Origin of the sequence: Pseudomonas sp. RA_15y_Pfl1_P11, from assembly GCF_963970975.1 — a bacterium.
Classification (GTDB): domain Bacteria; phylum Pseudomonadota; class Gammaproteobacteria; order Pseudomonadales; family Pseudomonadaceae; genus Aquipseudomonas; species Aquipseudomonas tritici.
Genome location: NZ_CAXAOY010000003.1, coordinates 163,628 through 184,820 on the forward strand (window position 1 = coordinate 163,628; position 21,193 = coordinate 184,820).

Annotated in this window: 16 protein-coding genes and 1 pseudogene; 11 read left to right on the forward strand and 6 right to left on the reverse strand. The window is 60.3% G+C overall.

The genetic code is table 11. From position 1 onward, the window contains the following. Positions 1-4 precede the first annotated feature (4 nt). From murD to lpxC, 9 genes are all read left to right on the forward strand, one after another. The gene (gene murD / locus AACY44_RS04850) at positions 5-1,351 is read left to right on the forward strand and encodes a UDP-N-acetylmuramoyl-L-alanine--D-glutamate ligase (RefSeq protein ID WP_339417581.1); all 1,347 of its coding nucleotides are present in this window, start codon (positions 5-7) and stop codon (positions 1,349-1,351) included. Then, positions 1,348-2,571, forward strand: coding sequence for a putative lipid II flippase FtsW (ftsW, locus tag AACY44_RS04855; protein WP_339417582.1), 1,224 nt, complete (start codon positions 1,348-1,350; stop codon positions 2,569-2,571). Before murD ends, ftsW begins: the two co-directional genes overlap by 4 nt. Beyond that, positions 2,561-3,631, forward strand: coding sequence for an undecaprenyldiphospho-muramoylpentapeptide beta-N-acetylglucosaminyltransferase (murG, locus tag AACY44_RS04860; protein ID WP_339417583.1), 1,071 nt, complete (start codon positions 2,561-2,563; stop codon positions 3,629-3,631). The genes ftsW and murG overlap by 11 nt, the downstream gene beginning before the upstream one ends. Further along, on the forward strand, positions 3,624-5,069 hold the full coding sequence (murC, locus tag AACY44_RS04865; protein WP_339417584.1) for a UDP-N-acetylmuramate--L-alanine ligase: 1,446 nt from the start codon (positions 3,624-3,626) through the stop codon (positions 5,067-5,069). Before murG ends, murC begins: the two co-directional genes overlap by 8 nt. After that, positions 5,066-6,022, forward strand: a complete 957-nt coding sequence (locus AACY44_RS04870; protein ID WP_339417585.1) for a D-alanine--D-alanine ligase — start codon at positions 5,066-5,068, stop codon at positions 6,020-6,022. Before murC ends, AACY44_RS04870 begins: the two co-directional genes overlap by 4 nt. A gap of 3 nt (positions 6,023-6,025) precedes the next feature. Beyond that, positions 6,026-6,895 carry a cell division protein FtsQ/DivIB gene (locus AACY44_RS04875; RefSeq protein WP_339417587.1) on the forward strand — a complete coding sequence of 290 codons (870 nt, stop codon included), beginning with the start codon at positions 6,026-6,028 and terminating at the stop codon, positions 6,893-6,895. A gap of 15 nt (positions 6,896-6,910) precedes the next feature. Continuing rightward, positions 6,911-8,173 (forward strand): cell division protein FtsA, encoded by a 1,263-nt coding sequence (gene ftsA / locus AACY44_RS04880; RefSeq protein ID WP_339417589.1) that lies wholly within the window; start codon positions 6,911-6,913, stop codon positions 8,171-8,173. A 130-nt stretch (positions 8,174-8,303) separates the two neighbouring features. Then, positions 8,304-9,509 (forward strand): cell division protein FtsZ, encoded by a 1,206-nt coding sequence (ftsZ, locus tag AACY44_RS04885; protein WP_339529870.1) that lies wholly within the window; start codon positions 8,304-8,306, stop codon positions 9,507-9,509. A 112-nt stretch (positions 9,510-9,621) separates the two neighbouring features. Then, complete coding sequence (gene lpxC / locus AACY44_RS04890) at positions 9,622-10,533, forward strand: UDP-3-O-acyl-N-acetylglucosamine deacetylase (RefSeq protein WP_003171886.1); 912 nt, start codon at positions 9,622-9,624, stop codon at positions 10,531-10,533. 193 nt (positions 10,534-10,726) lie between these two features. Here lpxC and AACY44_RS04895 read toward each other — a convergent pair whose 3' ends face one another. The 5 genes and pseudogenes from AACY44_RS04895 to AACY44_RS04915 form a co-directional block, all read right to left on the reverse strand. Next, on the reverse strand, positions 10,727-12,229 hold the full coding sequence (locus AACY44_RS04895; RefSeq protein WP_339417609.1) for a GGDEF domain-containing protein: 1,503 nt from the start codon (positions 12,227-12,229) through the stop codon (positions 10,727-10,729). 84 nt (positions 12,230-12,313) lie between these two features. After that, positions 12,314-13,636 (reverse strand): OprD family porin, encoded by a 1,323-nt coding sequence (locus AACY44_RS04900; protein ID WP_339417611.1) that lies wholly within the window; start codon positions 13,634-13,636, stop codon positions 12,314-12,316. A 318-nt stretch (positions 13,637-13,954) separates the two neighbouring features. Beyond that, positions 13,955-14,528: pseudogene (locus tag AACY44_RS04905) on the reverse strand (response regulator). Positions 14,529-14,559: 31 nt separating this feature from the next. Next, complete coding sequence (locus AACY44_RS04910; protein WP_339529913.1) at positions 14,560-17,655, reverse strand: multidrug efflux RND transporter permease subunit; 3,096 nt, start codon at positions 17,653-17,655, stop codon at positions 14,560-14,562. Then, positions 17,655-18,821: an efflux RND transporter periplasmic adaptor subunit gene (locus tag AACY44_RS04915; RefSeq protein ID WP_339417612.1), complete on the reverse strand. Its 1,167-nt coding sequence runs from the start codon at positions 18,819-18,821 to the stop codon at positions 17,655-17,657. Before AACY44_RS04915 ends, AACY44_RS04910 begins: the two co-directional genes overlap by 1 nt. Positions 18,822-19,034: 213 nt before the next feature. Here AACY44_RS04915 and AACY44_RS04920 point away from each other — a divergent pair, with 213 nt between their 5' ends. After that, positions 19,035-19,268, forward strand: coding sequence for a hypothetical protein (locus tag AACY44_RS04920; protein ID WP_339417613.1), 234 nt, complete (start codon positions 19,035-19,037; stop codon positions 19,266-19,268). A 164-nt stretch (positions 19,269-19,432) separates the two neighbouring features. Further along, positions 19,433-20,203 carry a transporter substrate-binding domain-containing protein gene (locus AACY44_RS04925; protein ID WP_339493665.1) on the forward strand — a complete coding sequence of 257 codons (771 nt, stop codon included), beginning with the start codon at positions 19,433-19,435 and terminating at the stop codon, positions 20,201-20,203. Positions 20,204-20,382: 179 nt separating this feature from the next. On the opposite strand, the gene AACY44_RS04930 is transcribed toward AACY44_RS04925, so the two are convergent. Beyond that, a complete protein-coding gene (locus tag AACY44_RS04930) occupies positions 20,383-21,126 on the reverse strand; it encodes a YkgJ family cysteine cluster protein (RefSeq protein ID WP_339417616.1) in 744 nt (247 codons plus the stop codon). Positions 21,127-21,193: the final 67 nt, after the last annotated feature.

A 21,193-nucleotide genomic window follows, 5' to 3' on the forward strand; every position in this document is an offset into this window, starting at 1 on the left:
ACGAGTGTCCCTGATCGCTTCAGACCACTTCCGTATCGTTGTCGGCCTCGGCAAGAGCGGCATGTCCCTGGTTCGCTTCCTGGCGAACCGGGGCACGTCGTTTGCCGTGGCCGACACGCGGGAAAATCCACCGGAGCTGGTCACGCTGCGCCGTGACTACCCGCACGTGGAAGTGCGTTGTGGCGAGTTGGATGTCGAGTTTCTGTGCCGTGCCGACGAGCTCTACGTGAGCCCCGGCCTGGCAATCGCGACACCGGCCCTGCAAGCCGCAGCAGCGCGGGGCGTCAAGCTGTCCGGCGACATTGATCTGTTCGCACGTAACGCGAAGGCACCGATCATCGCCATCAGCGGCTCGAACGCGAAAAGCACCGTGACCACTCTGGTTGGCGAGATGGCGGCGGCGGCCGGCAAGCGCGTGGCCGTGGGCGGCAACCTCGGCACGCCGGCGCTGGAACTGCTGAGCGACGACGTCGAGCTTTACGTGATGGAGTTGTCGAGCTTCCAGCTGGAAACGACTCACGACCTCGGTGCTGAAGTCGCCACCGTATTGAACGTCAGCGAAGATCACATGGACCGCTATAGCGGCCTGCCTGCGTACCATCTGGCCAAGCACCGGATCTTCCGTGGCGCCAGGCAAGTGGTGGTCAATCGCCAAGATGCATTGAGCCGCCCGCTGATGGGCGAGGGCCTGCCGTGCTGGACCTTCGGCCTCGGCAAGCCGGATTTCAAAACCTTCGGCATTCGCGAAGAGAACGGCGAGAAATACCTGGCCTTCGAATTCCAGAACCTGATGCCGGTGCGCGAGCTGAAAATCCGTGGCGCACATAACCAGTCCAACGCCCTGGCGGCCTTGGCGCTCGGCCATGCCGTGGGCCTGCCGTTCGACGCTATGTTATCGGCCCTGCGCACCTTCGGCGGTCTTGAGCATCGCTGCCAGTGGGTCCGCGACCTGGATGGCGTGAGCTATTACAACGATTCCAAGGCCACCAACGTCGGTGCGGCGCTGGCTGCCATCGAGGGCCTTGGTGCCGATATCGAAGGCAAGCTGGTGCTGATCGCTGGCGGTGACGGCAAAGGTGCCGACTTCAAGGACCTTAAAGGTCCGGTCGCTGCACATTGCCGTGCCGTGGTGCTGATGGGGCGCGATGCTGACTTGATCGCTGCTACGTTGGGCGAAGGCGTGCAACACATACGCGCCACGTCCCTGGACGACGCCATCGCCCAGTGCAAAGCCCTTGCCCAGCCCGGCGATGCGGTCCTGCTGTCGCCGGCATGCGCCAGTTTCGACATGTTCAAGAACTACGAAGAGCGCGGCCAGCTGTTCGCCCGCGCCGTGGAGGCCTTGGCATGAGTATCGACTTCAGAAACATCATCAAGCCGTACCCGTCGCCGATTATTACCGGGCGCGGTATCGACCTGGATTTCCCAATGCTCGCCGGTTGCCTGGCCCTGCTTGGCCTGGGCCTGGTGATGATCACGTCGGCGTCCTCCGAAGTGGCCGCCGTGCAGTCGGGCAACACCCTGTACATGATGATCCGTCACTTGGTGTACCTGGTGATCGGCCTCGGTGCCTGCGTCGTAACCATGATGATCCCGATCGCTACCTGGCAACGCCTGGGTTGGCTGATGCTGATCGGTGCGTTTGGCTTGCTGGTCATGGTGATCCTGCCCGGCATCGGCCGCGAGGTGAACGGTTCGATGCGCTGGATCGGCTTCGGTGCATTCAACGTGCAGCCTTCGGAAATCGCCAAGGTATTCGTGGTGATCTACCTCGCCGGCTACCTGGTGCGGCGCCAGAAAGAAGTGCGCGAAAGCTGGATGGGTTTCTTCAAGCCATTCATCGTGCTGCTGCCTATGGCCGGCCTGTTGCTGATGGAGCCTGACTTCGGTGCCACCGTCGTCATGATGGGCGCGGCGGCGGCGATGCTATTCCTCGGTGGCGTCGGGCTCGTACGCTTCGCCTTGATGGTCGTGCTGGCGGTGGTCGCGGTCTACCTTCTGGTCCTGGCGCAACCCTATCGGATGGCCCGCCTGATTACCTTTACCGATCCATGGTCCGATCAGTTTGGCGCGGGTTACCAGTTGACCCAGGCGCTGATCGCCTTTGGCCGCGGCGGGTGGTTTGGCGTGGGCTTGGGGAACAGTGTGCAGAAACAGTTTTACCTGCCGGAAGCCCACACCGACTTCGTGTTCTCGGTACTGGCGGAAGAGCTTGGTGTAGTGGGTTCGCTGTGCACTGTTGCGCTGTTTGTATTTGTCTGTGTGCGCGCCATGTACATAGGCCTGTGGGCAGAGAAAGCCAAGCAGTACTTTGCCGCCTACGTTGCGTATGGGTTGGCTTTCCTATGGATCGGCCAATTCCTGATTAACGTCGGGGTGAATATCGGTCGGCTGCCGACCAAGGGCCTGACCCTGCCGTTCCTCAGCTACGGCGGCAGTTCGTTGGTGATTTGCTGCATCTGTCTGGGCTTGTTGTTGCGTATCGAGTGGGAGAGTCGAACCCACTTGGGCAGCGAGGAGATGGAGTTCAGCGAAAGTGACTTCGCCGAGGAGCCGACCCATGGGCGCTAACGTGCTGATCATGGCGGGCGGCACCGGGGGCCATGTGTTCCCGGCCCTGGCCTGCGCGCGCGAATTTCAGAACCGTGGTTTCACCGTGCACTGGTTGGGAACACCGCGTGGCATCGAAAACGAATTGGTACCCAATGCCGGCTTGCCCCTGCACCTGATCAACGTCACCGGCCTGCGTGGCAAAGGCAAACTGTCCTTGCTCAAGGCGCCGTTTGTGTTGCTCAAGGCGGTATGGCAAGCGCGCAAGGTCATTCGCGAATTGAAACCGGTGTGCGTGCTCGGCTTTGGCGGTTACGTGACCGGCCCGGGTGGCGTCGCCGCCAAGCTTGCCGGCGTGCCGGTGATCGTGCACGAACAGAACGCCGTCGCCGGTACTGCCAACCGCCTGCTGGTGCCCTTGGCTGCACGGGTGTGTGAAGCGTTCCCGAATACGTTTGCAGCATCGGACAAGCGCCGCACCACCGGCAACCCGGTGCGCACTGAACTGTTTATGGACATCGCTCGCGAAGCATTGGCCGGGCGCAAGGCGCACCTGCTGATCCTGGGTGGAAGCCTCGGCGCCGAGCCGCTGAACAAACTGCTGCCGGAAGCCGTGGCGCAACTCCCTGTGGAAGTGCGCCCGGAGGTCTTCCATCAGGCCGGCAAGCATCACGATGAAGGCACCGCGACGCGCTACCGCGAAGCCGGTGTAGAGGCGAACGTACAGCCCTTCATCAAAGACATGGCCCAAGCCTATGGCTGGGCCGACCTGGTGGTTTGTCGCGCTGGTGCGCTGACCGTCAGTGAACTGGCCGCCGCCGGTCTGCCGTCCTTGCTGGTGCCTCTGCCCCACGCGATTGACGATCACCAGACCCGCAACGCCGAATATTTGGCCGGGGAGGGCGCTGCCTTCCTGCTGCCGCAAAGAACGACTGGCGCCGCCGATTTGGCCGCACGCCTGACCGAGGTTTTGATGCAACCGGAACGACTCAATAGCATGGCGAGCACCGCAAGCCGCCTGGCCAAACCTGACGCAACCCGCACCGTGGTCGATATCTGCCTGGAGGTGGCTCATGGTTGAGAATCAGAAAGCCATGCCGCAACCGGAAATGCGCCGCATCCGTCGCATCCACTTCGTCGGTATCGGCGGCGTGGGTATGTGCGGTATCGCCGAAGTACTGCTGAACCTGGGCTACCAGGTGTCCGGCTCTGACTTGAAAGAGTCGCCGGTCACCGAGCGCCTGAAAACCTTTGGCGCGCAGATCTTCATCGGCCACCGTTCCGAGAACGCCGCCGAAGCCGACGTGCTGGTAGTGTCCAGCGCTGTGAACACCTCCAACCCGGAGGTGGCCACGGCCCTTGAGCGCCGTATTCCCGTGGTGCCACGCGCCGAGATGCTTGCCGAGCTGATGCGCTATCGCCACGGCATTGCCGTTGCGGGTACCCATGGCAAAACCACCACGACCAGCCTGATCGCCTCGGTGTTCGCGGCCGGTGGCCTGGACCCAACGTTCGTGATCGGCGGCCGCCTGAATGCAGCCGGCACCAATGCCCAGCTCGGCACCAGCCGTTACTTGATCGCCGAAGCCGATGAAAGTGATGCGAGCTTCCTGCACCTGCAGCCGATGGTCGCCGTCGTCACCAACATCGACGAAGACCACATGGCGACGTACGACGGCGACTTCAACAAGTTGAAGAAAACCTTCGTCGAGTTCCTGCACAACCTGCCGTTCTACGGTCTGGCCGTGGTGTGCCTGGACGACCCGGTGGTGCGTGAAATCCTCCCATCGGTCAAGCGCCCAACCGTGACCTACGGCTTCAGCGAAGACGCCGACGTGCGCGCGATCAATGTGCGCCAGGAAGGCATGCAGACCTATTTCACCGTGCTGCGCCCGGACCGTGAACCGCTGGATGTCTCGGTGAACATGCCGGGCAACCACAACGTCTTGAACTCGCTGGCGACTATCTGCATTGCGAGTGACGAGGGCGTCAGCGATGAAGCCATCGTCGAAGGTCTGTCGCGCTTTGCCGGCGTGGGCCGTCGCTTCCAGGTCTACGGCCAACTGCCGGTAGAAGGCGGCGACGTGATGCTGGTGGACGACTATGGTCACCACCCCACCGAAGTGGCCGCCGTGATCAAGGCCGTGCGTGGTGGCTGGCCGGAGCGCCGCCTGGTGATGGTCTACCAGCCGCACCGTTACAGCCGTACCCGGGATTTGTACGACGATTTCGTCAATGTATTGGCCGATGCCAACGTGCTGTTGTTGATGGAAGTCTACCCGGCCGGTGAAGAACCGATTCCGGGTGCCGACAGCCGCAAGCTGTGTAACAGCATCCGTCAGCGTGGCCAGTTGGACCCGATCTACATAGAGCGCGGTGTGGACCTGGCCCCTATCGTCAAGCCACTGCTGCGTGCCGGCGACATTCTGCTGTGCCAGGGGGCCGGTGACATTGGCGGCCTTGCCCCGAAATTGTTGGCGAGCCCGCTGTTTGCGGCCGCGAAGGGGAGGTCGAAATGACCACTGACTACGGCTCCCTGTTCTCCACTGTCACGCCTGCCGACTTCGGTCGCGTGGCGGTGCTGTTCGGCGGCAAAAGCGCTGAACGCGACGTGTCGCTCAAGTCCGGCAACGCCGTGCTTGAAGCCCTGCAAAGCGCTGGTGTGAACGCGTTTGGTATCGACGTAGGCGACGACTTCCTCGCCCGCCTGCAGGCCGAGAAAATTGACCGCGCCTTCATCATCCTGCACGGCCGTGGCGGTGAAGACGGCAGTATGCAAGGCCTGCTGGAGTGCGCTGGCATTCCTTATACCGGCAGCGGCATCCTCGCGTCGGCATTGGCCATGGATAAGCTGCGCACCAAGCAGGTGTGGCACAGCCTGGGCATTCCGACCCCGCGTCACAGCGTGCTGTGCAGCGAAGACGATTGTATTTCTGCAGCCAAGGAACTGGGCCTGCCTTTGATCGTCAAACCAGCCCATGAAGGCTCCAGTATCGGCATGGCCAAAGTGAACTCGGCCGCCGAATTGATCGACGCATGGAAAGCGGCAAGCACCTACGATTCGCAAGTATTGGTTGAACAGTGGATCCAGGGTCCCGAGTACACCATCGCCACCCTGCGTGGCCAGGTATTGCCGCCCATCGCATTGGGCACGCCCCACACCTTTTACGACTACGACGCCAAGTACGTGGCTTCCGATACCCAGTACCGGATCCCGTGCGGCCTTGATGCAACCAAAGAACAGGAATTGATGGACCTCACGGCGAAAGCCTGTGAGGCGCTGGGTATCGCCGGTTGGGCGCGGGCAGACGTGATGCAGGATGACCAAGGGAATTTCTGGTTCCTTGAAGTCAACACCGCTCCGGGCATGACCGATCACAGCCTGGTGCCCATGGCCGCTCGCGCAGCCGGTCTGGATTTTCAGCAGTTGGTGCTGGCGATCCTCGCGGCAAGCATTGAGCCCAGAGGCTAAGACATGAAAGGCGCATCGCTTCGTCATCAGCCCGCACAAGCACCGAACCGCAAGCCGGTGCCTCGGGGTGCCAGCCGAATGGTGGCTAAAGAGCCGATGTCGGCGCGCCTGCCGAAAGCCAATTTTGGTTTCCTCAAGGCGCTGTTCTGGCCGGTGCTGCTGGTGGTGTTGGGTTTTGGCACTTACGAGGGCGCACAGCGTCTACTGCCGTACGCCGACCGGCCGATCACCAAGATCAGTGTGCAGGGCGACTTGAGCTACATCAGCCAGCAAGCGGTACAGCAGCGCATCGGCCCGTACCTGGCGGCGAGCTTCTTTACCATCGACCTGGCCGGTATGCGCGCGGAGCTGGAACAGATGCCGTGGATCGCCCACGCCGAAGTCCGCCGTGTATGGCCGGACCAGGTAACGATCCGCCTGGAAGAACAACTGCCCGTGGCCCGTTGGGGCGATGAAGCGCTGTTGAACAACCAGGGCCAGGCGTTCACCCCGCGTGAGCTGGCCAACTACGAGCACCTGCCGCAGTTGTTCGGGCCACAGCGGGCGCAGCAGCAAGTGATGCAGCAGTACCAGGTCTTGAGCCAGATGCTGCGGCCACTGGGCTTCTCCATTGCACGCCTGGAGCTGCGTGAACGGGGCAGCTGGTTTTTGACGACCGGGGCTGGCAGTTCCGGCCCGGGCATCCAGTTGTTGCTGGGACGCGACCGCTTGGTGGAAAAGATGCGCCGCTTCATTGTCATCTATGACAAGACCTTGAAAGAACAGATTACGAACATTGCGAGCGTCGACCTGCGTTACGCCAACGGCCTTGCCGTCGGCTGGCGTGAACCGGCTGCGCCCACGGCAGCGCAACCCGCTGTCGCGAAGAATTAAGAAGAGGCAGGACCCATGGCAAACGTGCAAAGCGGCAAAATGATCGTCGGTCTCGATATCGGCACCTCCAAAGTGGTGGCGCTGGTGGGCGAGGTTGGGGAAGACGGCACGATCGAAATCGTCGGTATTGGCACGCATCCGTCCCGTGGCCTGAAGAAGGGCGTGGTGGTGAACATCGAGTCCACCGTGCAATCGATCCAGCGCGCTATCGAAGAAGCGCAACTGATGGCCGGTTGCCGGATCCATTCGGCGTTTGTCGGCGTGGCGGGCAACCATATCCGCAGCCTGAACTCCCACGGCATCGTGGCGATCCGCGACCGCGAAGTCAGCTCGGCTGACCTTGAGCGTGTACTCGACGCTGCCCAGGCCGTGGCGATCCCGGCTGACCAGCGTGTGCTGCACACCCTGCCGCAGGACTACGTGATCGATAACCAGGAAGGCGTTCGTGAGCCTCTGGGCATGTCGGGCGTGCGCCTGGAAGCCAAGGTCCACGTGGTGACCTGCGCCGTCAACGCTGCACAAAACATTGAGAAATGCGTGCGCCGCTGTGGCCTGGAAATCGACGACATCATTCTCGAGCAACTGGCCTCGGCCTACTCGGTACTGACCGACGATGAAAAAGAACTGGGCGTATGCCTGGTCGACATCGGCGGCGGCACCACCGACATCGCGATCTTCACCGAGGGTGCGATCCGTCACACCGCCGTGATCCCGATTGCCGGCGACCAGGTGACCAACGACATCGCCATGGCGCTGCGTACACCGACCCAGTACGCCGAAGAAATCAAGATCCGCTACGCCTGCGCCCTGGCCAAGCTGGCCGGTGCCGGCGAGACCATCAAAGTGCCAAGCGTGGGCGACCGTCCACCGCGCGAATTGTCGCGTCAGGCCCTGGCCGAAGTGGTCGAGCCGCGCTACGACGAGCTGTTCACCCTGATCCAGGCTGAACTGCGTCGCAGCGGCTACGAAGATTTGATCCCGGCCGGCATCGTGCTGACCGGTGGTACTTCGAAGATGGAAGGCGCGGTCGAGCTGGCCGAGGAAATCTTCCACATGCCCGTCCGCCTGGGCTTGCCCCATGGCGTCAAAGGCCTGGGCGACGTGGTACGCAACCCGATTTATTCCACCGGTGTGGGCTTGCTGTTGTACGGGCTGCAAAAGCAGGCCGACGGCATTTCCTTGTCGGGCCCGAGCAACCGTGACAGTTACCGCAGCGACGACGAGGCGAAAGCGCCGTTGTTCGAGCGTTTGCAGGCATGGGTCAAGGGCAACTTCTAAAGAAGTAGCTTCAAGCGGCAAGTTACAAGCTTCAAGTAACACGCTTCAAGCTTGCAGCTAATAGCTTGCAACTTGTAGCTGATGTAAAGCAGTAGGCGAAAAAACTAGAGAAAATGAAAGGAGAGGGAACATGTTCGAACTCGTAGACAACATCCCCGCTAGCCCGGTCATCAAAGTGATCGGTGTCGGCGGTGGCGGCGGTAACGCTGTGAACCATATGGTCAAGAGCAACATTGAAGGCGTTGAATTCATCTGCGCCAACACTGATGCCCAGGCGCTGAAAAGCATCGGCGCGCGGACCATCCTGCAATTGGGCACAGCCGTGACCAAAGGCCTCGGCGCTGGCGCCAATCCGGAAGTCGGCCGTCAAGCCGCGCTGGAAGACCGTGAGCGTATTGCTGAAGTGCTGCAAGGCACCAACATGGTGTTCATCACCACCGGCATGGGCGGCGGTACCGGTACCGGTGCTGCGCCGATCATTGCCGAAGTGGCCAAGGAAATGGGCATTCTGACGGTGGCTGTCGTCACCCGTCCGTTCCCGTTCGAAGGTCGCAAGCGCATGCAGATCGCCGACGAAGGCATCCGTCTGCTGTCTGAAAGCGTCGACTCGTTGATCACCATTCCCAACGAGAAGCTGCTGACCATCCTGGGCAAGGACGCAAGCCTGCTGTCCGCGTTCGCCAAGGCTGACGATGTACTGGCCGGTGCCGTTCGCGGTATCTCCGACATCATCAAGCGCCCAGGCATGATCAACGTCGACTTTGCCGACGTACGCACTGTCATGAGCGAAATGGGCATGGCGATGATGGGCACTGGCTGCGCCAGCGGTCCGAACCGTGCACGTGAAGCGACTGAGGCGGCCATCCGCAACCCGTTGCTCGAAGACGTGAACCTGCAAGGCGCACGCGGCATCCTGGTGAACATCACCGCCGGTCCTGACCTGTCCCTGGGTGAGTACTCCGACGTGGGTAGCATCATCGAAGCCTTCGCTTCCGAGCACGCGATGGTCAAAGTCGGTACCGTTATCGATCCAGACATGCGTGATGAATTGCACGTGACCGTGGTTGCGACCGGCCTGGGCGCTAAAATCGAGAAGCCTGTAAAGGTGATCGACAATACCGTTCATACCAGCCACAACAGCCACGCCAGCCAAGCGGCTGCTGCTCCAGCGCCTTCGCGCCAGGAACTGTCGTCGGTGAACTACCGTGATCTGGACCGTCCGACCGTGATGCGCAACCAGGCTCAGGCCGGTGCTGCTGCGTCCCGTAGCCCGAATCCGCAAGATGATCTGGACTATCTGGACATCCCGGCATTCCTGCGTCGTCAGGCCGATTGATGGAATGTATCAGGGCTATGAAGGTGATTGGTGTTCAGCAAAGGTCTGGTCTGCTATTATCGCCAGCCTTTGTTGATACCAGTTCGCAATTTGCGCTCAAGCGGTCCAAGCCATGATTAAACAACGCACCCTGAAGAATATTATCCGTGCCACAGGTGTAGGTCTGCACTCCGGGGAGAAGGTATACCTGACCCTCAAACCTGCACCTGTCGACACCGGCATCGTGTTTGTTCGTGCCGACCTGGACCCTGTGGTGCAGATTCCTGCTCGCGCGGAAAACGTTGGCGAAACCACGATGTCGACCACATTGGTCAACGGTGACGTCAAAGTGGACACGGTGGAGCACTTGCTCTCGGCCATGGCTGGCCTGGGCATCGATAACGCCTACGTCGAGCTCTCCGCGTCCGAAGTCCCGATCATGGATGGCAGCGCTGGACCCTTCGTATTCTTGATTCAATCTGCCGGCCTGGAAGAACAGGACGCAGCCAAGAAGTTCATTCGCATTCTGCGGGAAGTGACAGTAGAAGACGGCGACAAGCGCGCCACCTTCGTCCCGTTCGAAGGCTTTAAAGTGAGCTTTGAGATCGATTTCGATCACCCGGTATTCCGTGACCGCACACAAAGTGCAAGCGTGGATTTTTCCAGCACTTCGTTCGTAAAAGAAGTCAGCCGCGCCCGTACCTTTGGTTTCATGAGTGACATCGAGTACCTGCGCAAGCACAACCTCGCACTCGGCGGCAGCGTTGAAAACGCCATTGTGGTCGACGCGGATGGTGTACTGAACGAAGACGGCCTTCGCTACGAAGACGAATTTGTGAAGCACAAGATCCTCGATGCAATCGGTGACCTCTACCTGTTGGGCAATAGCCTGATAGGCGAGTTCAAAGGCTTCAAGTCGGGCCATGCCCTTAACAACCAGTTGCTGCGCAAGTTGATTGAGCAGACAGATGCTTGGGAAGTTGTGACCTTCGAAGATGCCAGCACCGCACCGATCTCTTACATGCGTCCCGTCGCGGCGGTGTAAGTAACAACTCTCTTTCTTTAGTTTTGAAAGGCTGCCTTCGGGTGGCCTTTTTTATGTGCGCTGTTTCTGAGAGCAAAGCAACTCGAATGTGGGGCTGTCGAGCCCCAGCGGGGCTGCGGTGGGATCACCTCATTGTGCCTGCAGTAACGAGTCGTCTGCATCCCAGGCGAGCCAGCTCCCACATTGACCGGGCTCACACATCTCGCAGTGATGCAGCATCCACAATTCTATTGCGCCCACTGTGCTTGGCCTCATACAGCGCCCGATCCGCACTCAACAACAACGCCTCCAGCGACATGTGACTGCGCTTGTCCCAAGTGCTCACGCCGATACTCACGGTAATCGGCCGCTCATCCCCTGCCACCCGTGGCAAATGCTCGATGCTGCTGCGGATGTGCTCGGCAATCACCCTGGCGCCCTTGGCATCGGTATGCGGCAGCACCACTGCAAACTCTTCTCCACCATAGCGCGCGGCCAGGTCGCCAGGGCGACGGATGTTGCTGACGATCACTTGGGCCACGGTGCGCAACGCTTCGTCCCCACCGTGATGGCCGTGGCGGTCGTTGAAGGCTTTGAAGTGGTCTACGTCAATCATCAGCACCGTCAGTGGCTCGGCCGAGCGCTGGGCGCGCTCCCATTCCAGGCGCAGGCGTTCGTCGAGGATGCGGCGGTTGGCCAGGCCGGTCAGGGCATCGGTGGCTGCCAGTTCTGACAGTACACGTTCAGCGCGATAACGGCGCCGCAGTTCCCGGCGCAGCATCCAGGTCAGCCATAACACGCCAATACACAGGATGCCGGTGGCCCCACTGGTGAGCAGCGCGGCGCGCTTCCATGGCGCCAGCACGTCTTGGCTGGACAGCGCCACCACCACGATCAGCGGCAATGCCCCGACATTAGTGAACGTATACAGGCGCTCCTTGCCGGTGATGGTCGAGATGGCCTGAAAACTCCCGCTGCCTTCATCGAGCATGCGTTTGAAGTTCGGACGATCGCTCAGGTCCTTGTCAATCATGTCGCGCTCCAGCAGTGGTTGCTGGGCTAACAGAATGCCGCGGTTGTTGAGCAGGTTGACCGAGCTGCCGTTGCCGATCGTCAGGCGACTGAACAGTTGGTCGAAATAAGCCAGGCGCATGGTCGCTACCGCTACGCCGGCAAACTCGCCATTGGGGCCTGATACGCGCCGGCTGAATGCAATGCGCCACACTTGGTCGCAGTGACAGTGGATGTGGAATGGACGACTGATATACAACTCCGTTTGCTCAGCGTTTTTGTGTGCCAGGAAATAGTCACGGTTGGCGAAATTACGCGGTGTCGGCGTGAGTGTCGACGAGTCTGCGATCACTGAACCATTGGCGTCCAGCAGCAGGACCTCGCCTTTGAAAGGCGCGGCGATGGATTGATCAAACTGCACCAGGTGCTGGATGGCCGCCGATGCCTGGGACAAGTCCTGATGCTGCCTGGCAGTGATCAATCCCTGCAAGGCAAAGTCATAGAGTTCGACGTTACGCAACACGTCGGCGTTGATCAGTTGTGTGATGTTGCTCGTCGAGCGTTGAGCGGCCTGCAAGGTGCTGGCGTGTTCACGAATCAACAGCGCCGCGACAATGATCACAATCAAGGTCACGGTGAAACCGCTGCCCAGAATCAGTAACAGCTCCGGGCGCGCAGGCAGGGTACGAGTGCGGCGTTGGCTCATCGCGCAGGCTTCAGCAGGGAAGATACTGGCAGTTTAGCCCTACCCGATGAAAATCAAATAATCGCCGCGAAAGAAATGAGAGTGTCAGAACACGTTGATCGGATAGTCGACGATCACCCGATATTCATCCACATCCCGATCCACCGCTGAGTAACCGTTGCTGCCCCGGTTGACCGCCCATTGCAGGCGCAATGCCAAGTCCTTGGCCTTGCCGCCTTGTACCACGTACTTCACATCGATATCCCGTTCCCAGTGCTTGGCGTTCTTACCGTCAGCGCTGTACCAGGCGCTGTAGCCACGGCTTTGCGGATCGACCTTGGTCAGGTCGGTCTTGCCGCTGATATAGGACACGGCCGTGCTCAGGCCGGGTAGGCCCAGGCCGCCGAAGTCATAGGCGTACCTGAGCTTCCACGAGCGTTCGTTGGGGCCGTTGAAGTCGGAGTATTGCTGTGAGTTGTCCAGGTACACACTATCGCCCTGGGCAATGTAGTCGAACGGCGTGTTGCCATTGACTCGCTGGTAGGCGGCGGTGACGCTGTGATGGCCCGCGTTCACGGTGAAATGCAGGCTGTAAGTATTGTTATCAATATCTCCCAGTAGCGACTGCCCGGTGTCCTGGGTGTGATAGTAGTGCAGGCCGGGGTTGAGACTGATCATCTCGTTCACCACATAGGTGTAGTCCAGGTCGTAGTAGTACTGGTTCCACACGTCCTTGAGTTCTGAGGCGTAGAGGTTGCTGGTCAGCCCATCGATGCCGCTGAACGACATGCCTGCCCAGTTCATGTGCTGGCTGTCCGCGTTGTTCGGCAGAGCGCCGTAGCTGGTGCCGATGCGCCGGTGGCCGCTCTGGTTATAAAGCTTGGTGAAGCTGGCCTGACCACCTTCGAACATCCAGCCATCCAGGCTGTGGTTGGCCAGGCTCACGCCGCGGAAGGTCTGTGGCAGCATGCGCGTCATGCCGCCGGCGATCACCGGGTTATTCAGAAACAGGTCGCCGGCTTTCAGCTCGGTATCGAACACACGCATTTTCAAGGTGCCACCGGCTGTGGAAAACGAGCCGGGTGCCTTGCCGTTGCCACTGCCGTAGGGAAGGATGCTGGAGCCATCAGTGCCGCCACCGCCGTCGAGCTTGAGGCCAAGCATGGCGTGAGCGTCCAGGCCGAAGCCGAGAGTGCCCTGAGTGTAGCCGGATTCAAAAGTGCCGATGAAACCCTGGCCCCATTCTTTGCTGTCATCGGTGTGGATGTCGCGCCGGTCGCGGTTCATGTAGTAATTGCGGGCGTTTAGCGTGAGGCTGGAACCTTCGACAAAGCCATCGGCAGGGGGAGTGTCTGCCGCATGGGCAAGAGGGGCAATCGTTGCTGCAATCGCGAGGAATAACGGGGTGAACGTCAGCGAGTTCTTCACCGGTGGAGCTCCTTTGGTCAATCTGGAACGGCCAATGTCGTGGGGGTGTGCCTGGCCTTTTTTATGGCAAAAAAAAGCCGCTGAAGTCAGCGGCTTTAAGACAGATTCCCAGTGTAGAGCCCTGGAAATAAGTCGAGGGAAATTCGGGTAAGCGCAAGCTGCCTTTGCCGTCGCGCTCATCGATGCGTCAAATTAACGCAGGCGAGCGGTACGATACAGAGTGTAACAAGATAATGACTGTTGCCCAAACTGCAACAGTCGGGCTGCCTGATATCTTCGTCTGGTGTACATCGAACAAACTGTGGGAGGGCAATGGAGTTAGCTGACACTGCGACTCTCCAGCACATACCTCATGCCACGAATGGTGTGCAGCAGCTTGGTGTCGAACGGCCCATCGAGTTTGACGCGTAGGCGCTTGATCGCCACTTCCGCGGCGTTGGCGCCGCTGTCGAAATTGATGTCTCAGACCATTTCTGCAATGCGGCTGATCAGGTCGATCCACAGGTCGGCAACGGTTACCTGCACCGGCTCATGATCACCGCTGCGGCGGGTCAAGGCTTGCAAGCGTGCCACCAGCTCCAGGAAAGAGAACGGCTTGCCGAGGTAATCGTCAGCGCCTTCGCGCAGGCCATGAATGCGATCTTGCACGCGCTTGCGGGCGGTGAGCATGATCACCCGCGTTTGTTTGCGCGCACGCAACGTACGCAATAACCAAAGCCATCGAGGCCTGGCAGCATCACATCGAGCACGATCACGGCGTAGTCATTCTCCGCGCCAGGTGCAAACCCTCGACGCCTTCGCGGGCCACATCGACGGTCTAGCCCTGTTCTATCAGGCCGTGGTGCAGGTAGTCCGCGGTTTTTTCTTCGCCTTCAATAATCAGGACGCACATGAGCCTTTTGCTCTAGGGTGGGGGCCCAGCCTCAATGTGTGGTCGCCAACTCAGGTGTTGGTTTGGGCTTGTGGAAAAACTTCTCAAGGTACAAGTAGATGACCGGCGTGGTGAACAGCGTCAGCGCCTGGCTGACCAGCAGCCCGCCGACCACTGAGATGCCCAGCGGCTGGCGCAGTTCCGCACCGGCGCCATAACCGAGCATCAGCGGCAGGGCGCCGAGCAGCGCGGCCAAGGACGTCATGATGATCGGTCGGAACCGTGTGATGCAGGCTTCGAAGATCGCATCCTGCGGTGACAGCCCACGTGTGCGCTGGGCGTCCAGGGCGAAATCGATCAGCAGGATACCGTTCTTCTTGACGATGCCGATCAACAGCACCAGGCCGATCAGCGCCATGATCGAGAAATCCTGGCCCAACAACCACAGCATGACCAGCGCACCCAGGCCTGCCGAGGGCAACGTCGAGATGATCGTCAGCGGGTGCACGAAGCTCTCATACAGCACGCCGAGAATGATATAGACCGCCACCAATGCCGCAAGGATCAGCCACGGCTGGCTGGCCAGCGAACTCTGGAACGCCTGCGCCGCACCCTGGAAACTGCCAATGATCGAAGCCGGCATGCCGATCTCGTTTTTCGCCTGGTTGAGCAGAATCACCGCATCACCCAACGCAATACCGGGCGCCAGGTTGAACGACAGGTTGGCGGCCGGGAACATGCCGTGGTGGCTGATGGAAAGCGGCCCAACAGTGGGCGCTTCGACGCGGGCCAATGCCGACAGCGGCACCATTTCATTGGTCAGCGGCGAACGCAGGTAGAAGTAATTCAGGCTTTCGGCCTTGCCGCGCTGTTGGGTGTCCAACTCCAGTACCACTTGGTATTGGTTGACCTCGGTTTGGAACTCATTGACCTGGCGTTGGCCGAAGGCGTCATACAGCGCTTGGTCGACGTCGGTGGCGGTGAGCCCGAACCGTGCTGCAGCGCGGCGATCGATGGTGATGTGGGTGATGCTGCCGCCCAGTTGCAGGTCATTGGATATGTCGCGGAACGCCGGAATGGAACGCAGTTTTTCGGTCAGACGTTGGGTCCAGGTATTCAGCGTCGCGCCGTCGTTACTTTTGAGCACGTACTGATATTGACTACGGCGTGGGCCAGAGCTGAGGTTGATGTCCTGGCCTGCGCGCAGGTACAACACGATGCCAGGCACCTTGGCCAGCTGAGGTCGGATGCGGTCGATAAATTGGCTGGCGGACACATCCCGATCACCCCGGGGTACAAGGGAAATCCAGAAGCGCCCGTTGGCGATGGTCTGGGTTCTACCGGTTACACCGACGGAGTGGGAGAACGCTCGCACAGCCGGATCTTTTTTCATGATTTGCGCCAGCGCCTTGTGCTTGGCGACCATGTCCGGGTAAGACGCGTCCGCCGCCGCCTCGCTGGTGCCGAGGATAAAACCGGTGTCCTGCACCGGAAAGAAACCCTTGGGAATAAACACATAGCCAGCCACGGCCAGGGCCAAGGTCAGCATGAAGATGCCAGCCATGGTGCGCTGGTGGGCCAGGGCGCGACGCAAGGTTCTTTCGTAGGCTGCCAGCAGTCTTTCACCAAAGCCGGGTTTGTCATGCGCGCGGTGGTTTGGTGCATTCATGAACAATGCCGCCAGGGTCGGCGCCAGCGTCAGGGACACCACGACAGAAATCAGAATGGTCGACGTGGCGGTCAAGGCAAACTCCTTGAACAGCCTGCCGACTACGCCGCCCATGAACAGCAGCGGAATAAACGCTGCCACCAGGGACACGCTGATAGACACCACGGTAAAGCCAATTTCACTGGCCCCCTTGATCGCCGCCTCGCGCTTGTCCATGCCGGTCTCAAGATGGCGATGGATGTTCTCCACCACCACAATCGCATCGTCCACTACAAAGCCTACGGCCACCACGATGGCTACCAGGGTCAGGTTGTTCAGGCTGAAGCCCAGCACGTACATCAGGGCAAAACTCGCGATCAACGATACGCCCAGCACGCTGGAGACAATGATGGTTGCCGACCATTGGCGCAGGAAAATCGCCATCACCCCGACCACCAGCAATACGGCGATCAACAAGGTCATTTCCACTTCGTGCAGCGAGGCACGGATGGTGGTGGTACGGTCCATCAGCACGCTGGCCTGCACCGATGCCGGCAACATGGCCTCCAGTCGTGGTAATTCGGCCTGGATGCGCTCCACGGTCTCGACGATGTTGGCGCCGGGCTGGCGGGTAATTACCAGGTTAACGCCAGGCGTGTCGACGGCCCACGCCTGTACGTAGGCGTTTTCCGATCCGCTGACGACTTTGGCGACGTCGCGCAGTTGAACAGGTGCGCCATCCTTGTAGGAGACGATCAAGTCGCCGTATTCACTCGGGTGAAATAGCTGATCGTTGGTTGCCAGGGTCGAGACGCTGTTCTTGCCGTACAGCGCCCCTTTGGCCAGGTTGAGGCTGGATTGCTGGATCGCCAGGCGGATGTCGGCCAAGGTCAGGCCGATGGCGGCGAGCTTATCGGGAGAAGCCTGCACGCGAATCGCCGGGCGCTGCTGGCCGGTGATGTTGATCTCGCCTACGCCGTCGATCTGGCTGATCTGACGCGCCAACAACGTTTCGACCAAATCACTCAGTTCAGTGCCGGACATGTCGTGGGAGCTGACGCTGACGATCAGAATCGGACTGTCCGCCGGGTTTACCTTGCGCCAGGTCGGCAGACTCGGCATATCGCTCGGCAGTTTGCCGGCAGCGGTATTGATAGCTGCCTGGACTTCCTGCGCAGCGGTATCGATGCTTTTATCGAGGGTGAATTGCAGGGTCAGCAGAGTGGAGCCCAAGGCACTGCTGGAGGTCATCTGAGTCATGCCAGGGATTGCGCTGAACTGCACTTCCAGCGGGGTCGCAATCGACGATGCCATGGTGTCGGGGCTGGCACCTGGTAACTGTGCGGTCACCTGAATGGTGGGAAATTCAGCCTGTGGCAGTGGGGCGATGGGTAATTTTGGAAAGGCAATCAGCCCGAGCAGCACCAGGGCGAAGGTGAGCAGCAGGGTGGCGACCGGGCGGTCGATACACCAGGCGGAAATCGAGCCCCGGGATGTCATCATGGCTGCACCTTGACGTCAGCGGTCTGGATCACTTGGGGTGGTTCTTTGAGAACCTCTATCTTGGCGCCCGTCTTGAGCCGCGACTGACCATCGCTGACCAGCACATCGCCCGCCTGGATGCCCTTGAGAATGTTGCGTTCACTGTCCTGATACACCACTTGCACCGGCACGATTTCAACCTTGTCACCGTTGACGCGGTACACAAAGTGCGAGTCCAGGCCGCGCTGCACCACGCTTGGCGGAACCGCCAGGGCGTTGCGGTCGAGGGCGGTCTGGATCTTGATCGTCACCAGTTGGCCCGGCCAGAGTTTCTGTGTGCTGTTGCTGAATTCGGCCTTGGCGCGGAGGGTGCCGGTGGTACTGCTGATCTGGTTGTCGATCAGACTCAAGCGGCCCTGGCCCAGCAGGTCGGCGTTGTCGCCTTCGGTATCGGCACCCAGGTAGGCGTCCACGCGGGCGGGATAAGCGGCTGCGATCAGGCCCTGCAACGTCGGTAACATCTGCTGTGGCAGGGAGAATTCTATGCCAATCGGGTCGATCTGGGTGACCGAGAACAGCCCTTGGGCATCGCTCATGCGCAGGAAGTTGCCTTCATCCACACTACGGATACCGACGCGGCCGGTGACGGGCGAGCGAATCTGCGTGTAAGACAGTTGCACCTGGGCCGCGTCGATGGCGGCCTGATTACCCTGTAACGTGGCTTTCAGCTGGTTGACCAGCGCTTGTTGCTGGTCGTAGGTCTGCTTGGAGATGCCATCATCAATGCTCAGCTCCTTGTAGCGCTTGAGGTTGACCTGCGCCACGTGCAGTTGCGCCTGGCTTTCGCCCAGTTGTGCCTTGGCCTGGTCGAGGCTGGCACGGATCGAGCGGTCATCGATGCTCGCCAGCAGATCACCAGCCTTGACCCGTTGCCCCTCCTTGACCAGCAATCGAGTGAGGATGCCGTCGATTTGCGGGCGAATGATCACGCTGTGCAACGACAGCACCGAGCCGATTCCGGTCACGTAGCGCGGCAAGTCCTGCTCCACCACCTTCACGACCCTTACCGGCACGGCGGTGGAGACAACCAGTTTGGGCTTGGCAGGTCGGGTCAGCGCCCAGGCCGCGACAGCCAGAATTGCGAGGACTCCTACGGTCAATACAGTTTTTCTTTTAATGTGCATGCTGTAAGGCGCCAAGGCAGGGGTTGAGGTAGGTGGGAGTATTTATAGCCTGCTGACCCAGTCAGTAAAGTGACCGCTATCTGACAGCTGCGTCAGTTAACTCCTGACCATTCGTACGACGTTGGTCAAAGATCTGAGTCGCACAGGTATACTTCCTATCTATGTGGCCCTTCACTTGGGGCTACATCATTTTCTGCATGCCCCGGAGCTTTCATGAAATCCCCGACACCCCCCTCTGTTGAAGCGGCCGAACTCGTCGATTCGGCCAACGCCGACGGCGTTGAAAAAGCCGAGATCCCGGCGTTCAAGTTTCCCTTCAAACCGGGTGAACTGGGCGGCAGCAAGAGTGACGCCCAGCCCTGGTACAAAAACGGTGCCAAGAACGGCCACACCAAGACCCCAGGCATGGCGCCGCCGGGTACTCGTCGTTCGATGGGTAAACGTTAGGAATAATCTGCAACACGCATTGCAGGATGCTACCTACAGCGCCCGCTGAAATTTCCGCTTGTAGGCCCGCGATCGTTTCTTGAAAGCTTGCACCGCTTCTGTTCTGCCTCGACTTTTTACCGAGGCTGAACAGACGGCGCTCTTTCCGGAAAAGGATGTTTCCTGTGGCCCTGATACAGCTCTGTGTAGCGCTTGCCCTGTTGCTCGCGGTGGATGCCGTTGCTGGCATTGATCAACCGCGACGCGAAATCCGCTTCGCCGTTGCCGCGCAATTCCCCCCCTTCCAGAGCCGTAACCCTAAAGGGCAGTTGGTCGGTCTGAATATCGAGCTGGGCAATGCTTTGTGCCAGCAGTTGAATGCGCGCTGCACCTGGGTCGACCAGGTGTTGGTCGAGAACTTCGAAGGCCTTGATGCCCGCCAATTCGATGCAATCATGGGGATCGCGCCCACCCCCAAGCGGCGGCGCTGGGTGAGCTTCAGCGATATCCTCTACCCCTTCACCACGCGCCTGGTCGCGCATCGAACCTCAGGCCTGATGCCAACGACAGCGTCGCTCAAGGGCAAGCGCGTTGGCGTATTGTTGGGCAGTAATCGCGAAGCCTTTGCCCGGTCGCAATGGGCGCGCAACGGCGTGATCATCAAGAGCTTCTGGCTCAACGACGAATTGGTGCGCAGCCTGGTGGCAGGCGATATTGACGCCACTCTGCAGGGCACTGTGGAAATCCGCAACGCCCTGCTCGACACGGTCGCTGGTGCGGATTTCGACTTTCTGGGCCCTGCCGTGTCTGCCGAACTGCTGGGCGAGGGCGTGGCGATTGCACTGCGCAATACCGACACGGCGTTGCGTACTGAGCTTAATCGCGCCCTCGAACACCTTATGCACAACGGCGAGTATCAGCGGATTCTTGCGCCTTACCGGCTGAATGCACCGTGAGCGTCCAACAGGCCCAGCATGCTGGCGTCGCACTGGAGGTGCCAGCCCCAGCCAGTGCGTCACGCAAATCAACGCCCTCGTGGTGAAAGCGCCATCGCTATCGCGGGCAAGCCCGTCTCCCACAGGGGCACGCAGTCTGCTGTGGGAGTCGGGCTTGCCCGCGATGAGGCAGGAACAGCCTAAGCCGCCCGCAACGAAATAAACGCATAGTTGGCCGGCACCTCAGTCGCAACCCGCGCGCCGGCGTCCAGCACCTGTTCGGCGATGTCCAGGCCCGACACATGGAACACCCACTCGCTGGCCACGGGTGGCTGATTCGCTGCGGACTCAATCGCCTGGCCAAATGCGCCCATGTCCGGCAGGTAAGCGGTAAACCCATCCCCCTTGAGCGCCGTGGTCCGTATGCCCAGCAAGGCGCACACCGTTTCCTTGGTCTGCACGTCATCGCGATCGGCCTGACGTGAACGGCGGATCAACTCAGCCAGCTCCAGGTCCATCAACTCACCGCCCACGATCAGCGCAGGGCCCTGTTCCCAGGATTCCGGTGGGCAATCCTTGGCGGCAGGGTTCAGCGGGATGTGCGGGTTGATCTCCATTGGGTAGATGCGGCACACCAATGGCCGGCGTTCATAGATGCGGCACAGGTTGTCTTCGTCAAGATTCCGGCAGCGTCCGGCGTTGTAGGCGGCAAAGGTGATCGCCACAAACGCCTCGGTGTTGCCGCTGGGCACCACCACCGAACGGCGCTCGGCATGTTCGCGTTGCTGCTGGGGCAGGCCCAGGCCATTACCCAGGAACCCTTCCACCAGGACGATGACGTTACCGCCGTCCGCCGCCCACAGGCGGGCCTCGTCGAGTGTCAGGGGCACGTGATGGTCGGTGCAGCATTTACCGCAACCGACGCAGGAAAAGTGAGTGTTCATGGCAGATCTGTCACCAGGCTAGGTCAGAAGGCACGCAGGAACGGTGACGGGTTTTTACCTCTGTTCA

Bases quoted from the DNA above. Each gene is read 5' to 3' on its own strand.
- ftsA (WP_339417589.1), top strand. From the start codon at position 6,911: ATGGCAAACGTGCAAAGCGGCAAAATGATCGTCGGTCTCGATATCGGC.
- AACY44_RS04930 (WP_339417616.1), bottom strand. From the start codon at position 21,126: ATGAACACTCACTTTTCCTGCGTCGGTTGCGGTAAATGCTGCACCGAC.
- ftsZ (WP_339529870.1), top strand. From the start codon at position 8,304: ATGTTCGAACTCGTAGACAACATCCCCGCTAGCCCGGTCATCAAAGTG.
- AACY44_RS04915 (WP_339417612.1), bottom strand. From the start codon at position 18,821: ATGCACATTAAAAGAAAAACTGTATTGACCGTAGGAGTCCTCGCAATT.
- murG (WP_339417583.1), top strand. From the start codon at position 2,561: ATGGGCGCTAACGTGCTGATCATGGCGGGCGGCACCGGGGGCCATGTG.
- murC (WP_339417584.1), top strand. From the start codon at position 3,624: ATGGTTGAGAATCAGAAAGCCATGCCGCAACCGGAAATGCGCCGCATC.
- AACY44_RS04895 (WP_339417609.1), bottom strand. From the start codon at position 12,229: ATGAGCCAACGCCGCACTCGTACCCTGCCTGCGCGCCCGGAGCTGTTA.
- ftsW (WP_339417582.1), top strand. From the start codon at position 1,348: ATGAGTATCGACTTCAGAAACATCATCAAGCCGTACCCGTCGCCGATT.
- AACY44_RS04910 (WP_339529913.1), bottom strand. From the start codon at position 17,655: ATGACATCCCGGGGCTCGATTTCCGCCTGGTGTATCGACCGCCCGGTC.
- AACY44_RS04870 (WP_339417585.1), top strand. From the start codon at position 5,066: ATGACCACTGACTACGGCTCCCTGTTCTCCACTGTCACGCCTGCCGAC.
- AACY44_RS04875 (WP_339417587.1), top strand. From the start codon at position 6,026: ATGAAAGGCGCATCGCTTCGTCATCAGCCCGCACAAGCACCGAACCGC.
- AACY44_RS04920 (WP_339417613.1), top strand. From the start codon at position 19,035: ATGAAATCCCCGACACCCCCCTCTGTTGAAGCGGCCGAACTCGTCGAT.
- lpxC (WP_003171886.1), top strand. From the start codon at position 9,622: ATGATTAAACAACGCACCCTGAAGAATATTATCCGTGCCACAGGTGTA.